Annotated in this window: 11 protein-coding genes; 4 read left to right on the top strand and 7 right to left on the bottom strand. The window is 70.5% G+C overall.

The genetic code is table 11. The annotated features are described in order from the left end of the window. Positions 1-21: 21 nt before the first annotated feature. The 4 genes from V6M63_RS03675 to V6M63_RS03660 are packed head-to-tail and all read left to right on the top strand — an operon-like array spanning position 22 to position 11,488. Positions 22-4,857: a hypothetical protein gene (locus V6M63_RS03675; protein ID WP_332739572.1), complete on the top strand. Its 4,836-nt coding sequence runs from the start codon at positions 22-24 to the stop codon at positions 4,855-4,857. Between the two features lie 18 nt (positions 4,858-4,875). After that, the gene (locus V6M63_RS03670) at positions 4,876-6,219 is read left to right on the top strand and encodes a hypothetical protein (protein ID WP_332739570.1); all 1,344 of its coding nucleotides are present in this window, start codon (positions 4,876-4,878) and stop codon (positions 6,217-6,219) included. Continuing rightward, entirely contained in the window at positions 6,216-8,186 is a 1,971-nt protein-coding gene (locus V6M63_RS03665; RefSeq protein ID WP_332739569.1) for an ATP-binding protein, read from the top strand. Before V6M63_RS03670 ends, V6M63_RS03665 begins: the two co-directional genes overlap by 4 nt. Beyond that, on the top strand, positions 8,186-11,488 hold the full coding sequence (locus V6M63_RS03660) for a hypothetical protein (RefSeq protein ID WP_332739568.1): 3,303 nt from the start codon (positions 8,186-8,188) through the stop codon (positions 11,486-11,488). The genes V6M63_RS03665 and V6M63_RS03660 overlap by 1 nt, the downstream gene beginning before the upstream one ends. A gap of 9 nt (positions 11,489-11,497) precedes the next feature. On the opposite strand, the gene kynA is transcribed toward V6M63_RS03660, so the two are convergent. From kynA to V6M63_RS03625, 7 genes are all read right to left on the bottom strand, one after another. Then, a complete protein-coding gene (kynA, locus tag V6M63_RS03655; protein ID WP_332739567.1) occupies positions 11,498-12,358 on the bottom strand; it encodes a tryptophan 2,3-dioxygenase in 861 nt (286 codons plus the stop codon). A 2-nt stretch (positions 12,359-12,360) separates the two neighbouring features. Next, entirely contained in the window at positions 12,361-13,638 is a 1,278-nt protein-coding gene (gene kynU / locus V6M63_RS03650) for a kynureninase (protein WP_332739566.1), read from the bottom strand. After that, positions 13,635-14,264 carry an arylformamidase gene (kynB, locus tag V6M63_RS03645; RefSeq protein WP_332739565.1) on the bottom strand — a complete coding sequence of 210 codons (630 nt, stop codon included), beginning with the start codon at positions 14,262-14,264 and terminating at the stop codon, positions 13,635-13,637. Before kynB ends, kynU begins: the two co-directional genes overlap by 4 nt. A 93-nt stretch (positions 14,265-14,357) precedes the next feature. Continuing rightward, positions 14,358-14,672 carry a YkgJ family cysteine cluster protein gene (locus V6M63_RS03640; RefSeq protein WP_332739563.1) on the bottom strand — a complete coding sequence of 105 codons (315 nt, stop codon included), beginning with the start codon at positions 14,670-14,672 and terminating at the stop codon, positions 14,358-14,360. After that, entirely contained in the window at positions 14,669-15,604 is a 936-nt protein-coding gene (locus tag V6M63_RS03635; RefSeq protein ID WP_332739561.1) for a class I SAM-dependent methyltransferase, read from the bottom strand. The genes V6M63_RS03640 and V6M63_RS03635 overlap by 4 nt, the downstream gene beginning before the upstream one ends. A 10-nt stretch (positions 15,605-15,614) precedes the next feature. Further along, complete coding sequence (argF, locus tag V6M63_RS03630; protein WP_332739559.1) at positions 15,615-16,562, bottom strand: ornithine carbamoyltransferase; 948 nt, start codon at positions 16,560-16,562, stop codon at positions 15,615-15,617. Continuing rightward, on the bottom strand, positions 16,559-17,770 hold the full coding sequence (locus V6M63_RS03625) for an aspartate aminotransferase family protein (protein WP_332739557.1): 1,212 nt from the start codon (positions 17,768-17,770) through the stop codon (positions 16,559-16,561). The genes argF and V6M63_RS03625 overlap by 4 nt, the downstream gene beginning before the upstream one ends. Positions 17,771-18,023: the final 253 nt, after the last annotated feature.

The following is an 18,023-nucleotide window of genomic DNA, read 5'->3' as shown; positions in this document are numbered from 1 at the left end:
ACCTCACCCGGGAGACCCGACGTGACCATCGAACGCATTGACCAACCGCTGCAGGGCGAGCGCGTGGTGGCCCTGTCACCGGAAGACGCGAGCCGGGCCGCGACCGACTGGCGCCGCCGGCCCAACCTGTTTGCCGGGCGCACCCTCACCGAGGCCACGCTGCAGGGCCGCCAGGCATGGCAGGCCGGGCGCTTGAACCACCGCGCCCAGGCCCTCACCGCGGGTGTGGTGCGCGGCATGGAGGTGTTTGCGCTGCCCGGCTCGGGCGGGGCACGCCTGCTCATCGAACCCGGCCAGGGCCTGGCGGTGAGCGGTGAAGACGTGGTGCTCGCGCGCCGCGTCGAATGCCGTCTGGACGACCTGCCCGTGGTGGCGCCACCGGCCTGGCTGCAGGTGCAGGAAGGCGACGCAGGTGAAGCGACCGAGACCGATGGCCTGGGGCTGGTGAACCCGCGCGATGTGCCCGAGGGCATCACGCTGGCCGATCTGCGCTCGAGCGCCGGCGCCCGTTTGCCGGGCGTGGGTGTGCTGGTGCTGCAGCCGGTCACGGTGGACACCGCCGAGTTCGACCCGAACGATCCGTGCGACCGCTGCCCCTGTAGTGAAGGCGAGGGCAGCGACAGCAACGTCGCCGCGTTCGAGGACTGGCGCATCAACGACGGTGCGCGGCTGCTCTGGTACCCCTGGCCGGTGGAGTGGCGCGCACTGCCGCTGACCACGCTGCGCCTGCGCAATGCGCTGGCCCACACCGTGTTCGACGCCGAGGCCGCGCTGCGCCACGGCGAGACGCTGCCGTGGGAAGACTGGGGCGTGCCGCTGGCGCTGGTGGGCCTGAGCGAGACGGGCGCGGTGCAGTGGGTGGACCGCGCCTCCGTGGTGCGCCAGGGCGGGCGCGCGAAAGAGGCACGCCTGCAGCGTCTGGCGGTGGGCGCTCTGGGTGCCAACAGCCGCCTGCCCGCGCTGTGGCAGGCCCGCATCGAGCAGTTCGCGCAGCAGATGGCCGAGACCCCCGAGCCGCTGCCTGCGCCCAATGTGCTGGCCGATCCCTACCTGCGCCTGCCGCCGTGCGGCCTCATGCCGAGGAGCGCGCTGGACCTCTCCACCGTGCTCACCCAGCCGACCCTCAGCAGCCCGTTCTTCCCACCCGGCTTCGAACTCGACGCGGTGCCGGTGCCGATCGAACAACTCGATCTGGCGATGCGCGAGGCCGCACCGCTGGCCAGCTTCGACCTGTCGGCCCCCGAGCGGCTGCGCCTGCTGGTGCCGGTGACGCAGGCTTCGTGGGAGCCGCGCCTGTTGCACGCCGAGGTGGTGGACCCGGCGTTTCAGGAAGCGCTGAGTGAATTCACCGAGCGCCGCGCGCGCGCACTGGGTGCTCGGCAAGGACTGCGGCACGAGCAGGCCCACCTGGTGCGTGCGCTCACCGGGCGGCCGCAGGCGGTGCCCGAGCTGGGCGACGACCCACAGGCCCTCGACGAAGAAGGCCTGGCTCCCTGGGGGCCGCCTCCCACCGGGGGCGGACACGTGAGCACGCTGCAGGCCGGTGCGCACGCCCACCTGTTCGACGGCGCATTGCAACCGTTCACGGCCACCGCGGCCGAGGCCTTGCATGCCTGGGTCTGCCTGGACCCGGACAACCCGCCGCGCAGTTTGATGCTCCAGTGGCGCGACGACACCGGCTGGTCGCACCGCGCCTACTGGGGCGAGCCGCTGCTGACCTGGGGCCGCCCGGCCACGGGCGCGCACCCGTTCAAGGTGGCCGGGCATTTTCACGTCGGCGATCTGCCGCCCGCCGGCCGCTGGGTGCGCCTGGAAGTGCCGAGCAGCCTGGTGGGCCTGGCCGGCGTGGCGGTCAACGGCATGTCGTTCGATCTGTTCGACGGGCGTGCGGCGTTTGGACCGACCGGGGCGGGTGAGCGAACGTGGTTCGGGCATGTGCTGCCCACCGGCGCGCGGCAAGATGGCAACGAGCCGTGGGCGCTGCTCTCGCACAACGACCTGTGGGCACCCTTCGAGTTGAACGACGGCCTGCAGCCGACGCAGCCCACGCTGGTGCCGGCCGGCGGCGGCCACGTGGAAGCGGCGCAGCCCGGCATCCACCAGCACTACCTGGAAGGCGCCACCGCCACCTTGAGCGCCATCGGGTCCACGGACAACCTGTTCGTCTGGGTCTACCTCGATGCGACACGACCGCCGCGCGAGCTCATGATCCAGTGGAAGGTGGGGCCGAACTGGAACACCGATGGTCGGCGTGCGTACTGGGGCGAAGACCTGATTGCCTGGGGCGTGAACAACAGCCCGAGCCGCCGGCCCAAGGGCGCCCTGCCCAGGCTCGGTGAGTGGGTGCGCCTGGAAGTGCCCTCGGCCGAACTCGACATCGGCACGCGCACCATCAACGGCATCGCCTTCACCCTGTTCGACGGTTGCGCGGCCTTCGGCGCTTGCGGGAAGATCGCGCAGGCCACGACCAGTCCACCCGGCATCCGCGCCGAGACGGTCTGGTTCTCGGGCGCCGCGCCCACCGGTGCCAGCCTGGTGGGCAGCTGGACCTGGCTGCAGCCGCTGGAGATGGTGGAGCCCACGCCGGCGGCGCGTGTGGGGCAGGCCAGCGCCATCGCCAGCCTCATGGCCGACCCGGTGGTCACCGCGCTGTCGGAGCGCGAGCAGGCCCAGCTGCCGCTGCGCGGGCTGGAGGGTTTCATGGCCTACCTGCGCGCGCGCATCGACCGGGCCGACGACATCACCGACTTCGGTTTCACCCACATGCAGGTGGACCTGCACCGCATCCGCCAGATGATGATGACCACGTCGGACGCCGCGCGGCTGGCGACCTCGCCCGCGCTGGCGGCGATCGCCAAGTCCGACAGCGCGGTCAACGTGCAGACGCAGATCAAGGAGTTCATCGGCCGCATCAAGCAGCCGGTGCTCGCGCCGCTGCGGGCACCCGACCCGGTGCCGGTGGCGCGCAATGTGACGCCCGCGGCCGCGGTGTTCACGTCGATGAACTTTGTCTCCTCGGTGAGCAGCGTGCAGCTCGTGCAGCAGAAGAGCCAGATCACGCTGCTGAAGGCGCCGAGTGCGCCGATCAACATCGTCTACGCCAACCCGGTGGTGGGTCTCTCGCCCGTGCGCACCGTGGCCGTGGCCGACCGGCTCAAGCAACCGCCGTCCACCGAAGCGCGCGACTTCGCGCTGGCCAACCGCCAGCGCACCGTGCTGGAGGTGTTGCAACTGCTGCAGACCTTCACCGCGGAAGACGGTGGCACCACGCCCGCCCTGTTGCGCGATTTCAAGGTGCGTGGTCTGGCGCAGGACCCGTTTCTGGAAGGCGCCAGCGGCGAGCGGGCGCTGGCCGATTTCCTGGGCAACGACGCGCTCAAGACCAAGCTGCTGGCCCCCCCGCCCACCACGGTGCCGGGCAACGACGGTGCGCCCAGACCCGTGGAGCCGGACGAAGCGGTGCTGTTCACGCAGACGGTGGCCTTGTCGGAAAACACCATCGCCATCCTGCGCAATCTGGAAGGGCGTTTGACCGCCTACCGAAACGCGCTCACGCGCTGCGAGCAGGCCTTGAGCGCGCTGCAGGGGCACATCGGTGCCGCCGGCCAACGCGTGCGCGAGGCCGACGACCAACTGGCCGAAGCGCGGCACGACGTGGGCGTGGCGCGCGCGCTGCTCGAAGAAGAGAAGGCGCGCGTGCTGGCCGTCAATGCGCGGCGCGCCCGTGTGCTGACCGAGGAGGTGCAGTACCTGGCCTTCGTGCGGCCGCGCGAGACCAGCAACCTGCTGGCCGCGCCCCGGCGCGTGCTCGACCCGGGCCTGCTCGAAGCACCCGTGCCCGCCTGCCTGCGCGAGCACGACGACGTGCCCGACGAGCTGGATGAAATGCTCAAGGTGCTGCGTGAAGCACCGGCTTCGCACTTCGTGGGCGCGCCCGCCATCCTGCGCAAGATCGACCGGCCCGAGTTGCTGCTGCGCACGATACAGAGCGCGCAGCTGCGCAGCAGCGTGATCACGCAGCGGGTCATGCCCACCTTCAACGCCACCGCGGGCAAGCTGGGCGTGCACATCGGCCAGATGCTGGTGCGCCAGACGCAGGCCATCGCGGTGCGCGCCGAGGCGGTGCAGCGGCTGGACCTCCAGCGCCTCTCAAGCAACTCGTGGCAGACGGTGCAGCGCGAGGCGCAGGCGGTGATCTCGCTGGGCGACATCATTGACGGCGACCACGGCAAGGGCGAGGTGTCGCGCCGCGCCAGCGAACTGTTCGAGCGCATCGCGGGCGTGTGCGCCTGCCTGCACGCCGAGTTCTCGGGCGTGCTGCCAGCGGTGCGCCTGGAGTGGGCCGAGGTGATGTCGCAGTTCGACGAGGCGCCCAACCTGCGCAACCTGGGTGGCCTGCCTCGCTGGAGCAGCATCCCGTATGTGGACCGCCGCCAGATGCAGGCCTATGTCGACTTCCTGTTCGACCAGGTGCCGCCGACGAACGAGGCGGCGGTGGCGCTCGTCAACGACGTGGTGCGCATGGCGCTGCTGCTGGCCAGCCACGCACCGGTGGGCCGCATCGTGGCCGGGCGCATGCCGCGCCCGGTGACGGCGGTGCGCGTGGGCAGCCGCATCCCGCTCACCGCGCTGGACCACAGCCGCCTGCGCGTGGGCATGCAGGCCATGATCTACAAGGGCAACACCCTGATGGCGCGCGCCACGGTGGAAGACGTGGGGCAGGGCGAGGTGTCGGCCCGGCTGGTGCACACGAGCAGCGTGCAGATCGACCTGGACACCGACGTGCGCGTGCACTTCGACCAGGCGAAGGTGCTGAGCAGTGCCTCGGTGCGCAAGGCCGGCCTGCTCAAGGTCTGAACACCACACGGACCCACCATGGGCGCCGCCGACCGCACCGTTCAACACCTGCACCTGCGCGCGCCCAGCGCCCAGGCCGCGGTGCGCGCGGTGCACTGGCTCGAAGACGCGCTGCGCTGCGCCAGCCTGCCCGATGCGGGCGAACGTGTGCTGCTGGTGCGCCGGCTTCACCTGGGTCGCTTGCCCGAAGGCTTGTCGTCGCAGGGCCTGAGCCTGCTGATCGAGCAGCGCGTGGCGGCGGTGGGCGGTGCCTGGGTGCATGGCGGCGAGGAGCGCGCGGCCTTCAGCGACACGGTGTTTTTCGAGGGCCGTTGGCAGGCCGCCAGCATAGCACTCGACCGACGCGCGCGCGGTCTGCCGTTGTCGGCCTGGTACTGGCGCGCCGCATTGCCCGACGTGCCCTTGCAAGACGACCCGCAGGCCTTGGTGCCGGGTTTGTGGCGTTGCCTGGAGCGCGAAGCGGCGGCACCGGCCAGCCAGTCGGCGCTGGTGGCGGATGCGGTGGCGCGGCAACATGGTGACTGGCTGGTGCGTTACCTGTCGCATTCCCTGGGACCGGGGCAAGGCGCGCCACATGCGGAGGATGGCGTCGCGGCGGAGGACGCCGTCCACTACAGCCACCCGCACCGCGTCGACGTGCCCCGCGCCTGGCCGGCAGCCCTGCATGCGCACTTGCGAGCCGCCGGCTGGCGCACGCACCGCAAGTCGGTGCAGGACCCCGGCGCCCCGCGGCGCAACGCGCCACCGCCGTCGGTTGAAAGCTGCGGCGCGCCAGGCTCGCCCACCTCACATCCCATCGATCTCGCCGACAGCCGGGCGGGCATGGCACCGACAGAACCCGGTGCGGCGATGACAGGCCCCACCGCCGATGTGTCCACGCGGGCGGATGCCGAGCCGCCGCGCGAGACCTCCGTGGGGGGCTTGCTGTTCCTGTTGCCCGTGCTGGAGGGCCTCGGGTTTGCCGCGTGGCAGGCGCAACACGCCGACCAGCCCTTGTGCGCGACCATCCTGCGCCAGGCCTTGCGGCACCTGCGCGTGGCAGGGACCGACTCGGCCTGGGCGCTGGTGGACAGCCTGCCCAGCGGGGCGGGGCCGTGGCCGCAGTCGCACGGCGAGATGGCTGCCGCGTGGCTGGACGCCTGCCGGCGTCACCTCTACCGCGCCGAGCGCCTGAGCCTGGCGCGCGTGTGCCGGCGCCCGGCGCGGTTGCGCTGGAGCGCCACCCACCTCGACGTGCAGCTGGACCTGGGGCAAGCTGACATCCGCGTGCGCCGGCAGGGGCTCGATCTGGACCCGGGCTGGCTGCCCTGGCTGGGCCGGGTGGTCACTTTCAACTACCAGCCGATGGACGCGCTGCCATGAACGCCCCTCACGGCGTCAACGTTGGCGCGCGCCTTGCGCCGCCGCCGCTGCACGAGCTGGCGTTGGCGGCGCTGGTCGACACGGCCCACACACCGCTGGACGGGCCCGAGCTGACATGGCTGCACGCGCGCCGGCTGAACTGCGGCTTTGCACCGGTGGAGGCCTTCCACCAATGGGAGCAGGACACGCCCGCCCACGATGCGCGGCTGCTCGCACTGGCGCGCGAGTTGCGGCTCTCCTGGGGCGAATTGATCGCCGTGGCGCTGGCAGCGGCGGTGGAACACGACGCGATGGTGGGTCGCGTGGTGGCGTGGTGGCAGGCCCCGGCGGGTGGCCCCCGGCCGTCGCTGGGCCTGATCGACGAGATCGCCCGCGCGCTGGGGCTGGGCGCCGCGAGCGCGGACATCGTCAACGGGCAGGCGATCGCCACCGGGCTGCTGCAATGGCCGGACGACAGCCGCCCCTTGCCCGAGCTGACCCTGAAGACACCGGTGCCCATCGCCATGGCGCTGCGTGGCCAGGGCGGACACTGGGGCGGTGTCCGGCCGCTGGTGCTGGACGAAACGCTGGTGGTCGCTTCGATCCGCGAAGCGGCGCGGCAGCAGGCGCGCGGCTTGGTCGTCGATCCAGCCAGTGGCGTTCACGCGGGGCCGTGCGTGCTGGTGGTGCGCAGCGGACACCCGCGCGAAGCGCGCAACGCGGCCGCGCTCGTGGCCCAGGCGCTGGAGCGTGTGCCGGTGCTGGTGGAGGACGCGCCGCCCGCTGGCCTGGGACCGTGGTTGTGGCTCACGGGTTCGGTGCCCGTCGTGTGTGCCGAACTCGCGCCCGGCGAGACGCGCCGCCTGCCTGCGCTGCCGGGGCACAGCGGGCCGGTGCTGGTGGCCTCTGGCCCGGACGGCAGCTTTGAATGGGACGGTGACACCGTGGGCAGCTGGTCGGTGCCGGTGCCGGGCTCGCGCGAGCGTGAGGCCTTGTGGCGGTCGAACCTGGGCCCGGGCGAACTCGCGGGTGCGCTCGGCCGCGCGCATCGGTACGACGCCGCGCAGATCCAGATGCTGGCCCGCACGGCACACCAGCACGCCCGCGCGCAGGGCGCGGACGCGCCGACCGTGGCGCACGTGCGTCTGGCCGCTCGCGCGGGCGTGGCGGGCGAACTCGGCAGCCTGGCCGAACGCCTGCCGCAGGAGGTGCCGGACGAAGCCCTGCTGGTCACCGAACAGCTGCGCACGGCGCTCGCCTCGTTCCTGCAGCGCTGCGCGGTGCGCGAACACCTGGTGGACGGCCTGGGCGTCTCGGCGCGCACGCGCTACAGCCCCGGTGTGCGGGGCCTGTTCGTCGGGCCGTCGGGCACCGGCAAGACGCTGGCCGCCGGCTGGCTCGCCACACGGCTGGGTGTGCCGCTGTACCGGGTGGACCTGGCCTCGGTGTCGAGCAAGTACATCGGCGAGACCGAGAAGAACCTCGCGCGGTTGTTCGCGCGCGCCGAGCGCACCGAAGCGGTCCTGCTGTTCGACGAAGCCGACGCGCTGTTCGGCAAGCGCACCGAGGTCAAGGAGTCCAACGACCGGTTTGCCAACGCGCAGACCAACTACCTGCTGCAACGCATCGAATCGTTCGAAGGCATCGTGATCCTCACGAGCAACAGCCGCACGCGATTCGACTCGGCGTTCACGCGCCGGCTCGATGCCATCCTGGAGTTCGCGCAGCCCTCGCCCGAAGAACGGCGCGCGCTGTGGCTGGCGCACCTGGGCGAGGGTCACACGCTGTCGGCGGCGGACATCAACCGGCTGGCCTGCCTGTGCGATCTGGCGGGCGGGCACATCCGCAACGCGGTGCTGGGCGCGGCGGTGAGCGCTTCGCGTGGCGGGCAGGCCATCGGCGAGGCCGACGTGATGGCCGGGCTGGTGGAGGAATACCGCAAGCTGGGCAAACAACTGCCGAACGGGCTGGCGCGCGCGGGGTTGTGATGCACGCCAGCCCGATCCCGCGCCCCCGATCACCGGTACCGGCGCGGCCCCGTGCGCGCCCGGGCGGGGCGCGAACCGATGCACCCGAGGCCGAGCGCCGCACGCCGCGTTACCTCGACCGCACGGGCTCGCCGGAGGTGGGCGCCGCGCTGCGCGCCTCGGGGCTCGCGCAGGAGGGCGAGGCCAGTGCCGAGGTGCTGCCGCCGGAGCTGATCGACAGCACCGTGATCGACGCCGAGCTGGCCGAGGTGACGGCCTCGCCCGGCATCGAGGCCGAGCGCGCGCCGGGGCGGCCGACCGTGCTGCATCCACCCGCCGCTGCCCGTGCCGCGCTGGTCGCTGAAGCACCGGCGGCATCGGCGCCTGACAGCACCGTGGCGCCCGCCGATCCGTCCCTCGAGCTGCCAGAGGCGACACCGGAGGCCGGGGCCACGGACGAAGCACCGGCCGAGGCCGTGCCCGACCCGGAAGCGGTGCCCGAGCTGGTGGCCACCGGGGATACCGCCGAGGCCGCCGAGGCCGAAGCCGTGCCGGCGGTGCCCGCCACGCTCGACGAAGCGGTGCCACCGCCGCAACCCGAGGCGCTGCGCGCCCACGTGCCCGAACGCGCATTGACCGAGGACGAGTTCATCGCGGTGGTCGAGTCGACGCAGACGCCCGAACAGGACCTGGCGCAGGCCGGTCAATGGCTGGCGGAACTGCGTGCCGAGTCCGAGGCCGCGAAAGCGGGCATCCTGGCCGACGCCCAGTTGCAGAAGGACACGGTGCTGGCGGCCGCGGCGGCCGAGGCCGAGGCGGTGAGGGGGGCGGCCGCGGGCGCCATGGCGGGGGTGCGATCGCGGGGTGCCGCCGCGCGCTCGGCGCTGGCGGCGCAACTGCAGGCGAAGAAGGCCGTGCTGGCCGAGCAGGTCGCGGGGCAGGTGGCGCGCGTGGATGCGGCCTCGGCCGCGAAGATGGAGCAGGCGCAGGCGCAGCTTGACGAGCGGCAAAGCCGCATCGCTGCGTCCGCTGAAAGCGAACAGGCGCGCCCGGCCGAACTGGCGCAGGCCGAGGCGCAGCGGGCCACCGCCGCCCTGGAGTCGGCGGCGGCCGAGTGCGACGCGGCCGGCGAGGCGGAAGCCGCGAAGCACCCCGGCCCGGACGATGGCAACCCGGACCAGCGCGCCGCCGCGCGCGAGGTGGGCAGCGAGAGTGCGCAGGACATCCGCGCGAAGAAGGCGGACCTGGCCGAAGACATCCGCTCGCGCAGCGACGATGCCTCCACCCGCTACGGCGAGTACGCGCAAAGCGTGAGCGACCAGATCGAGCAGGCGCGCGCGGATCTGATGCCGTCCCTGATGGAATTCGCGGCCCAGGCCACGGCCTCGCTGCAGGCCAGCGCCCAGGGCGTGAGCGACAGCCTGGACCAGCGCCATGCCGCGGATCTCGCCGCGCTGCAGTCGTCGGAAGACAGCGCGGTGGGCCAGGTGGCTCAGGCGCGGCAGGCCAGCCTGGCCCGCATCGACGGTGAAGCGCAAGCGGCCTGCGCGGGCATCGACACGCAGGCCGGCATCCTGGTGGCCAACATCGACGTGGCGCTGCAGGAAACCGAGGCGGTGGTGATGGGTGGCGGCGAGGTGTTCCTGCCCGGCGTGCTCGATGTGATCGCCAGCGCGCGCCTGGGCCTGCAGACGGCGGCGTCCGACGGGCGCACCGCGCTGGCGGCCACTGCGCAGGCGAGCGTGGGTGCGCTGGGCCAGGAGACGCAGGGCCTGGCTGCGCAGGTCGCGCAGGTGGTCAGCGGCATGGCGGCGGGCACGCGGTCCCTGGTGGCGGCGGCCGACGCGGCGGGCGACGGCATCGTGCAGGGGCAGGCCACGCAGGGCGAGCAAACCGCGGAGGCGGTGGCGTTGCAGCAGGACGGGTTGATCGAACCCGTGATGGCGCAGATCGACGAGGCGCTGGACGAGGCCGAAGCGGCCATGACCGACCTCACCACCGAGTTCGCCACCGGCCTGGAGGCCGGGGTGGACGAGAGCATCGAGCAGGCGATCCTGCCGCGCACGGACGACGTGGAGACGCGCACGGCCGAAGCCGCCGACCAGGCCGACGACGCCTGGTACGAAGGCCTGGCGCGCGCCATCGGCCAGATCGTGATCGGGCTGGTCATCATGGTGGCCGTGGCGCTGGTGGTCGCGGCGATCGCCGCCGCCTTCGGCGTGATCCTCACGGCGTGGACGGCCGTGATGATCGCCGGCGCCATCCTGCTCGTGGTCGGTTTCGTGCTGGCCTTGCGGGCGCGCTCGCAGCAGGAACAACTGGCCGATGCACCCTGGTACGAGGTGGCGGCCATCGCGCTGGGCGACACCGTGGGCTATGTCGGCATCCACGAAGCCGTGAGCGGCCACGATTTCGTGACGGGCGACCGCCTCACCGAGGGCGAGCGCACCGAACGCGGAACCATGGGCGTGGTGACCATGGTGTCGCTGGCGCTGGGGGTGCGCGGCGCCATCAAGGGGCCGCCGGGGGGCGCGTTCGTGCGTCCCAGCGCCTTGCCGCGCGGACTCTTTGGCTGGCGACCGGGCGCCGGCGGTTTTGTCGGGCTGCGCGGCGCCATGGGCCAGATGGGGCGCGGCATGCGTGCGGTGGGCGTGGAGATGTGGGCCGGCACGCGCGGCGGCGCCAGCAGCGCGGTGGAGTGGGTGCGCACGCGGGTGCTGCGCATGGAGCCGACCCGGCCGGCGCCCGAGCTGCTGGCGCGCGTGGGCGAGCCCAGCACCGCCGAGACGATCCGGGCCAACGAACTGCCCTACCGCCTGCCCCCCGAGGTGTACGTGGCGGAACGGGGTCGCCCCATCGACGTCTCCAGCCTCGACCCGAGCCAGCGCTATCTGTGGGTGGTGGACCCGCAGGGGCGCGTGATCATCGCGCCCGAGACGCAACCGGGCTTTGGCCGGGTGGTCAAACACGGCGACCTGGTGCCGGGTGGGGGTGGTGAGTTTCGCGGCTCGGCGCGGGCGGGCGGTGAGCTCAGGGCCACGGTGCGTGACGGCGAAGTCGTCTGGCGGATGGACAGCGACTCCAGCTACAGCTTCGCGCGCAGCGATGGTGGCTCGCTGGGTGAGCCCAGCCGCGTGGCGGCGCATGAAGTGCTCACGGAGACCGGCACCAACACCGAGAGCATTGATGTCGTGAGCAGGGGTGGGCCTCCCCATGCGCCAGCGGCCCCGCGCCCCGGGGCCATGCCATTGGTGCTGCCGGCGCGACCGCCACCAGACACCGGACCGGGCGCGCGCGAAGAGGAGGCGGTGGTGGTGCCGTGAGGCGCCCGCTCAGAGCGAGGTGCGCAAGCGCCAGATCTCCGGAAACAGCACCACGTCGAGCATCTTGCGCAGGTAGCTCACACCCCCCGTGCCACCGGTGCCGCGCTTGAAGCCGATCACGCGTTCCACCGTGGTCACGTGGCGGAAGCGCCAGAGCCGGAAGGTGTCTTCCAGGTCGGTGAGTTCTTCGCCCAGCTGGTACAGGTCCCAGTGGTCCTTGGGGTTGCGGTAGACCTGCAGCCAGGCCTGCTCGACCGCGTCGCTGGCCTCGTAGGGCTGGGTCCAGTCGCGCTCGGTGTGGCTCTGCGGCACGGCGATGCCACGGCGCGCGAGCAGGCGCAGGGCTTCGTCGTACAGCGAGGGCGCTTCATACGCGGCCTGCACGATGGCCAGCCGCTCGGGGCTGTGCGCATGGGGTTTCAGCATGGCGGCGTTCTTGTTGCCCATGGCGAATTCGATGCAACGGTACTGGTGGCTCTGGAAACCGCTGGACTGCGCGAGGTAGGGGCGCAGCGCGCTGTACTCGGGCGGCGTCATGGTGGCGAGCACGTCCCAGGCGTGCACCAGCTGCTCCATGATCTTTGAAACACGCGCGAGCATCTTGAACGCGGGCTGCAGTTCGTCGGCCGCGATGTGCACGATGGCCGCGTGCAGCTCGTGCAGCATGAGCTTCATCCAGAGTTCGCTGGTCTGGTGCTGGATGATGAAGAGCATCTCGTCGTGCGCGGGCGAGAGCGGTTTCTGCGCGTTCAGGACGCTGTCGAGTTGCAGGTAGTCGCCGTAGGCCATGTCGCGGCTGAAGTCGAGCTGTGCGCCTTCCTCGCGAACGATGTCTTCGGGCTTGGCGGAGGTGGGTTGGTGGGGGCACATGATCAGGTCACCGCGTGTTTCTGGTTGAACTCGGCGCGCTGCCACTCGCCACTGTCGAGCACCTGCTTCAGGTGTTCGACCGAGTGCCACACGTCTTCGAAGCCGATGTAGAGCGGCGTGAAGCCGAAGCGCAGGATGTCCTTGTGGCGTTCGCCGTCGCCGGCGCGGTAGTCACCGACCACGCCGCGTGCGATGAGGGCTTGCACGATCGCGTAGGCGCCTTCGTCCTTCGTCAAACACACCTGCGAACCACGTTGTGAATGCGAGAGCGGTGTCGCCAGGCCGATGCCGTGGCCCTGGCAGCGCTCGTCCACCAGCGAGATGAAGAGATCGGTGAGCGCGAGCGACTTGGTGCGCAGCGCGGCCATGCCACCAACGGTCTCGGTGGCCAGCAGCGTGTCCACACCGCACTCGAGCGCGGCCAGGCTGATCATGGGCTGGGTGCCGCACTGGTAACGCGTGATGCCGGGCGCGGGCTGGTAGTCGGGTGTGAAGGCGAACGGCGTCGCGTGGCCCCACCAGCCGGCCAGGGGCTGCCAGAAGCGGTCGGTGTGGCGCGGGTTGACCCACACGAAGGCCGGGGCGCCCGGGCCGCCGTTGAGGTACTTGTAGCCGCAGCCGACCGCGTAGTCGGCACCCGCGGCGGTGAGGTCCACCGGTACCGCACCCGCGCTGTGCGCCAGGTCCCACAGCATCAGCGCGCCAGCCGCGTGCGCGGCGGCGGTCACGGTGGGCATGTCGTGCATGGCGCCGGTGCGGTAGTTCACGTGCGTGAGCATGAGCACGGCCACCTCGGGCGTGAGCGCCTCGGCAATCTCTTCCGGCTCGACCAGCACCAGCTCGAAGCCACGCTCCTTGCACAGCGCTTCGGCGATGTAGAGGTCGGTCGGGAAGTTGCTGCGCTCGCTCACGATGCGTTTGCGCTGCGGGTGGTCGGCGGTGCTGAGATTGAGCGCGGCCGAGAGCACCTTGAAGAGGTTGATGGAGGTGCTGTCGGTGGCCACCACGGTGCCTGGTGCGGCGCCGATCAGGCGGGCGATCTTGTCGCCCACCTTTTGCGGCATGGCGAACCAGCCGTTCTTGTTCCAGCTCTGGATCAGGTCGGTGCCCCATTCGCGGGTGACCACGTCGGCCACGCGCGCGGGCGTGGTGCGCGGCATCACGCCGAGCGAATTGCCGTCGAGGTAGATGGTGCCTTCGGGCAGGTGGAAGAGGTCGCGCAGGGAGAGCAGCGGGTCTTGCGCGTCGAGTGCGCGGCAGTCTTGCAGGGTGATGGTCATGGGAGTTCCCGGAGGATGGCGCGCACGGGGCTGGCGTCGGCGGTGGTGAGTTTCAGGGGGAGGGCGATCAGTTCGTAGTCGCCTTCGGGCACGTCGTCGAGCAGCAGGTTTTCCAGCACGCGCAGGCCGCGCCGGCGGATGGTCTGGTGGCTGTCCAGCGTCTTGCTGTCGGCCGGGTCGATGCTGGCGCTGTCGATGCCGATCAGCAGCACGCCGAGGTCGGCGAGCTGTTCCACGGTTTCGGGTGCGAAGGCGGGCAGGTCGTTGTCGAAGGCGCTTTGCGGCTGGTGTTCGTAGACGCGGACCAGCACTCTTTCAGGCAAGTCAGCGAGTGCATGTGCAATGTGTTCGGGCCGCACCAGAGGACCGCAACCGATCGCGTGGATCACGCGGCAGGGGCCGAGGAAGGCGTCGAGCGAGACCTCTCCAATGGATGCACCGTTCGCGTCGTAGTGCAGTGGCGCGTCGGCGTGTGCACCCACGTGGGGCGAGAGCGTGATCGCGCTCACGTTGACCGGGCAGCCGGGGCCGATGGTGGCGGCCCAGGTCTGTGTGTAGGCCGTGTCGCCCGGAAAGACCGGGGCGGCTGCGTGCACGGGTGGGGAGATGTCCCAGCGTTTTTTCATGGTGCGGTGAAGGTAGCACCCTGAAAAAAACCGTGGTGTCGGTTAATCCCAACAGGTCTCGAAAATAGTTGAGACCTGAAGTAAATGCGGCCTTCAGTCCGCCCCGTCGACGGGCGGCAAGCCGTGGCGCTGGCGTGCGCGGGTGCAGGCGTCGCTGCCCTCTTCGAACTCGCGGCAGGGCGATGGTCGCCACTCGTAGATGCCGCAGGCGATCTTTTCGCCGAGCTGGCCGGTGAGGGCCGCGCAGCGGGGCGGCGAGTGGTCGGTGCCGCGCATGCGCATGGTGTTGTCGGTGACTTCCACCGCCAGGCCCGAAGGCACCGAGCCGCCCAGGTCCTGCATCTCGTGCACCGAGAAGTCGACGCGGAAGCAGGCGCAGCAGGCGCCGCACGAGGTGCAAGCGCTCATGCGCTCGATGCAGCTTTGACCACCGCGGGCGCCCGGTACACCAGCACCTTGAGCGAGCGCTCTTGCGACACATCGGCAAATTCGGCGGGGTTGGCCAGGCGCTGCTCGAACACCAGCTCGGGCGCGGCCTCCTGCATCTGGTCCATCAAAAACGCGGGACTGAGTTGGGGTGCGTTGAGGCACAGCAGCACACGGCCTTCGGGCCGCAGCAGATCGGGCAGGCGGCGGATGAGTTTGATGTAGTCCTGGGTGGCGATGAAGCTGCCCTTCTGGTGGCTCGGCGGATCAACGATGACCAGGCCGTACGGACCCCCGCGCGTGATCTTGCCCCAGGTCTTGAAGATGTCGTGAACGAGGAAACTCGCACCCGCCGGCAGCGCGTTGATGGGGTGGTTCTGCTGACCGATGGCCATGGCGCCAGCGCTCATGTCCACGTTGACCACCTGCTTCGCCCCGCCTTGCAAGGCCACCACCGAAAACGCGCAGGTGTAGGCAAACAGGTTGAGCACCTTGTGGCCCGCGGCGTGCGCGCGCACCCACTGGCGGCCTTCGGCCATGTCGAGAAACAGACCGTGGTTTTGCCCTTTGAGCACGTGCACCAGGTAACGCGCGCCACGCTCGCTGACCACATGCGGCTCGGGCACGCTGCCGGCCATCAGGCGGGTGTCGGCCTGGCCCTCGCCGCGGCACTGGAACACCCAGTTCAGCGGCTCACCCGGTGCGATCTGACACCAGCGCGCCGACAAGGCTTCACCGACGACAGACAGCGTTTCGTCGGACACCGGCTGGAAGCTGGTGAGCAGCCAGACGGGTGGAAACGCATCCAGCGTCCAGTGCTCGCAACCCGGGTGCAGGCCACCGCGGCCGTGGAAGACACGGCGCGCGTCGGTGCCGGGTTCGATGCGCGCGATCGCGTCGAGCAGGGCCTGCATCAAGGCGCTCTCAGGCCAGGCGGCCGAGCAGCAGGAATTCCATCAGCGCCTTTTGCGCGTGCATGCGGTTCTCGGCTTCGTCCCACACCACCGACTGCGGACCGTCGATCACCTCGGCGCTCACTTCTTCGCCGCGGTGCGCGGGCAGGCAGTGCATGAAGAGCGCGTCCGGCCTGGCCTGGCGCATCATGTCCTCGTCGACACACCAGCGCTTGAAGGCCTCGCGGCGCACTTCGTTCTCGGCCTCGAAGCCCATGCTGGTCCACACGTCGGTGGTGACCAGGTCGGCGCCGGCGCAGGCTTCGCGCGGGTCCTTGAAGACCTTGTAGCAATCGCGGTTGCTGATGCCGGCGAGCACCGGGTCGACCTCGTAGCCGCCGGGCGTGCTCACATGCACCGTGAAGCCGAGCAGCTCGGCCGCCTGCAGCCAGGTGTTGGCCATGTTGTTGCCGTCACCCACCCAGGCCACCACCTTGCCCTTGATGGCGTCCAGCGGCTGGCCACTGGCGGCCGGCCGGTACTCCACCAGCGTGAAGAGGTCGGCCAGGATCTGGCAGGGGTGGAACTCGTTGGTCAGGCCGTTGATCACCGGCACACGCGAGTGCGCGGCAAACGCCTCGATCTTGCTCTGCTCGAAGGTGCGGATCATCACCAGGTCGACCATGCGGCTGATCACCTTGGCGCTGTCTTCGATGGGTTCGGCCCGGCCGAGCTGGCTGTCGCCGGTGGTGAGGTGCACCACGGAGCCACCCATCTGGTACATGCCGGCCTCGAAGCTCACGCGGGTGCGCGTGCTGGCCTTCTCGAAGATCATGGCCAGCGTGCGGTCGGGGTCGGCGAAGGGTTGGTACTTCTCGAACGCCTTGAACTTCTTCTTGATGTGGGCGGCGCGCTCCAGCACGTGGGCGCATTCGGCCGCGCTCAGGTCCTTGAACTGCAGGTAGTGGCGGATCGTCATGTCGGGCTCTGCTCTTTGAGGAAGGCGTGGATCAGCGGCAGCAGGATGGCGAGCACCTCGTCGGCTTCGGCGGTGGTCATGATCAGCGGCGGCACCAGGCGGATCACGCTGTCGGCCGTGACGCTGATCAGGAGGCCGGCGTCGGCGGCGCGCTGGGTGAGGGCGCCGCAGGGCTGGGTGAGTTCGACGCCGATCATCAAGCCCTGGCCGCGAACCTCTTTCAGGCCCGGGTGGCCACCCAGGCTTTTCTCCAGCGCGTCGCGCAGGTGTGCGCCCACGCGCTCGGCGTTGGCCAGCAGGCCGTCTTCTTCAATGATGCGGATCGTTTCCACCCCGGCGCGCATGGCCAGCGGGTTGCCGCCGAAGGTGGTGCCGTGGTTGCCCGGCTGGAAGATGTTCGCGGCCTTGGGGCCGGCCACCACAGCGCCGATGGGCACACCCGAGCCCAGGCCCTTGGCCAGCGGCATCACGTCGGGCACGATGCCCGCCCACTGGTGGGCAAACCACTTGCCGGTGCGGCCCATGCCGCACTGCACTTCGTCGATCATCAACAGCCAGTCCTGCTCGTCGCACAGCGCGCGCACGTCCTGGAGGTACTGCGCGCGCATCGGGTTCACGCCGCCTTCGCCCTGGATGGTCTCGAAGAACACCGCCACCACGTTGGGGTTGCCCACGGTGGCCCTCTTGAGCGCCTCGATGTCGTTGAGCGGCACGCGGATGAAGCCTTCCACCAGCGGGCCGAAGCCGGCCTGCACCTTGGGGTTGCCGGTGGCCGAGAGCGTGGCAATGCTGCGGCCGTGGAAGGCTTTCTCGTACACGACGATCTCGGGGCGCTCGATGCCCTTGTCGTGACCGTACTTGCGCGCCAGCTTCAGGGCCGCTTCGTTGGCTTCCAGACCGGTGCTGCAGAAGAACACATTGGTCAGGCCCGAGCGCTCCACCAGCATCTGCGCCAGCTTTTCCTGGTCGGGTACGTGGTAGTAGTTGCAGCAGTGGATCATCTTGGCCACCTGGTCCTGCAGGGCAGGCACCAGTTTGGGGTGGCCATGGCCCAGGGTGTTGACCGCGATCCCGGCCAGCGCGTCGATGTATTCCTTGCCGTTCACATCCCACACACGCACGCCTTTGCCGTGCGACATCGCGATCGGCAGGCGGCCGTAGGTGTTCATCACATGGGGCGAGGCGACGGGATTGAGGGCGGCGTTCATGCGGTGACTCCGGAAAAGAAAGGCGCTGGAGGGGCCAAAAAGAAAGCGGCTCAACGAAGGTTGAGCCGTCGAAGCGCGATTTTAGGGGCAGCAGGCGGGCATCATCATTGCTTGTTGGGCATCGCTGAAATGCGCCGCGACCGGGTGTCCCGGGTCCGGGTAATCCCTCGTTTCAAGTCTTATATAAGATATAATACCCATCGCTTCCAGCGGCGAGCGATCCTCGTTCCGGTGGTGGTTTTCTCCTCTGCAC

Source organism: Hydrogenophaga sp. (assembly GCF_036675665.1).
In the GTDB taxonomy this organism is placed as follows: domain Bacteria; phylum Pseudomonadota; class Gammaproteobacteria; order Burkholderiales; family Burkholderiaceae_C; genus Hydrogenophaga.
Note: the sequence above shows the minus strand (reverse complement) of the source record. Positions and strands in the feature narration are given on the sequence as shown.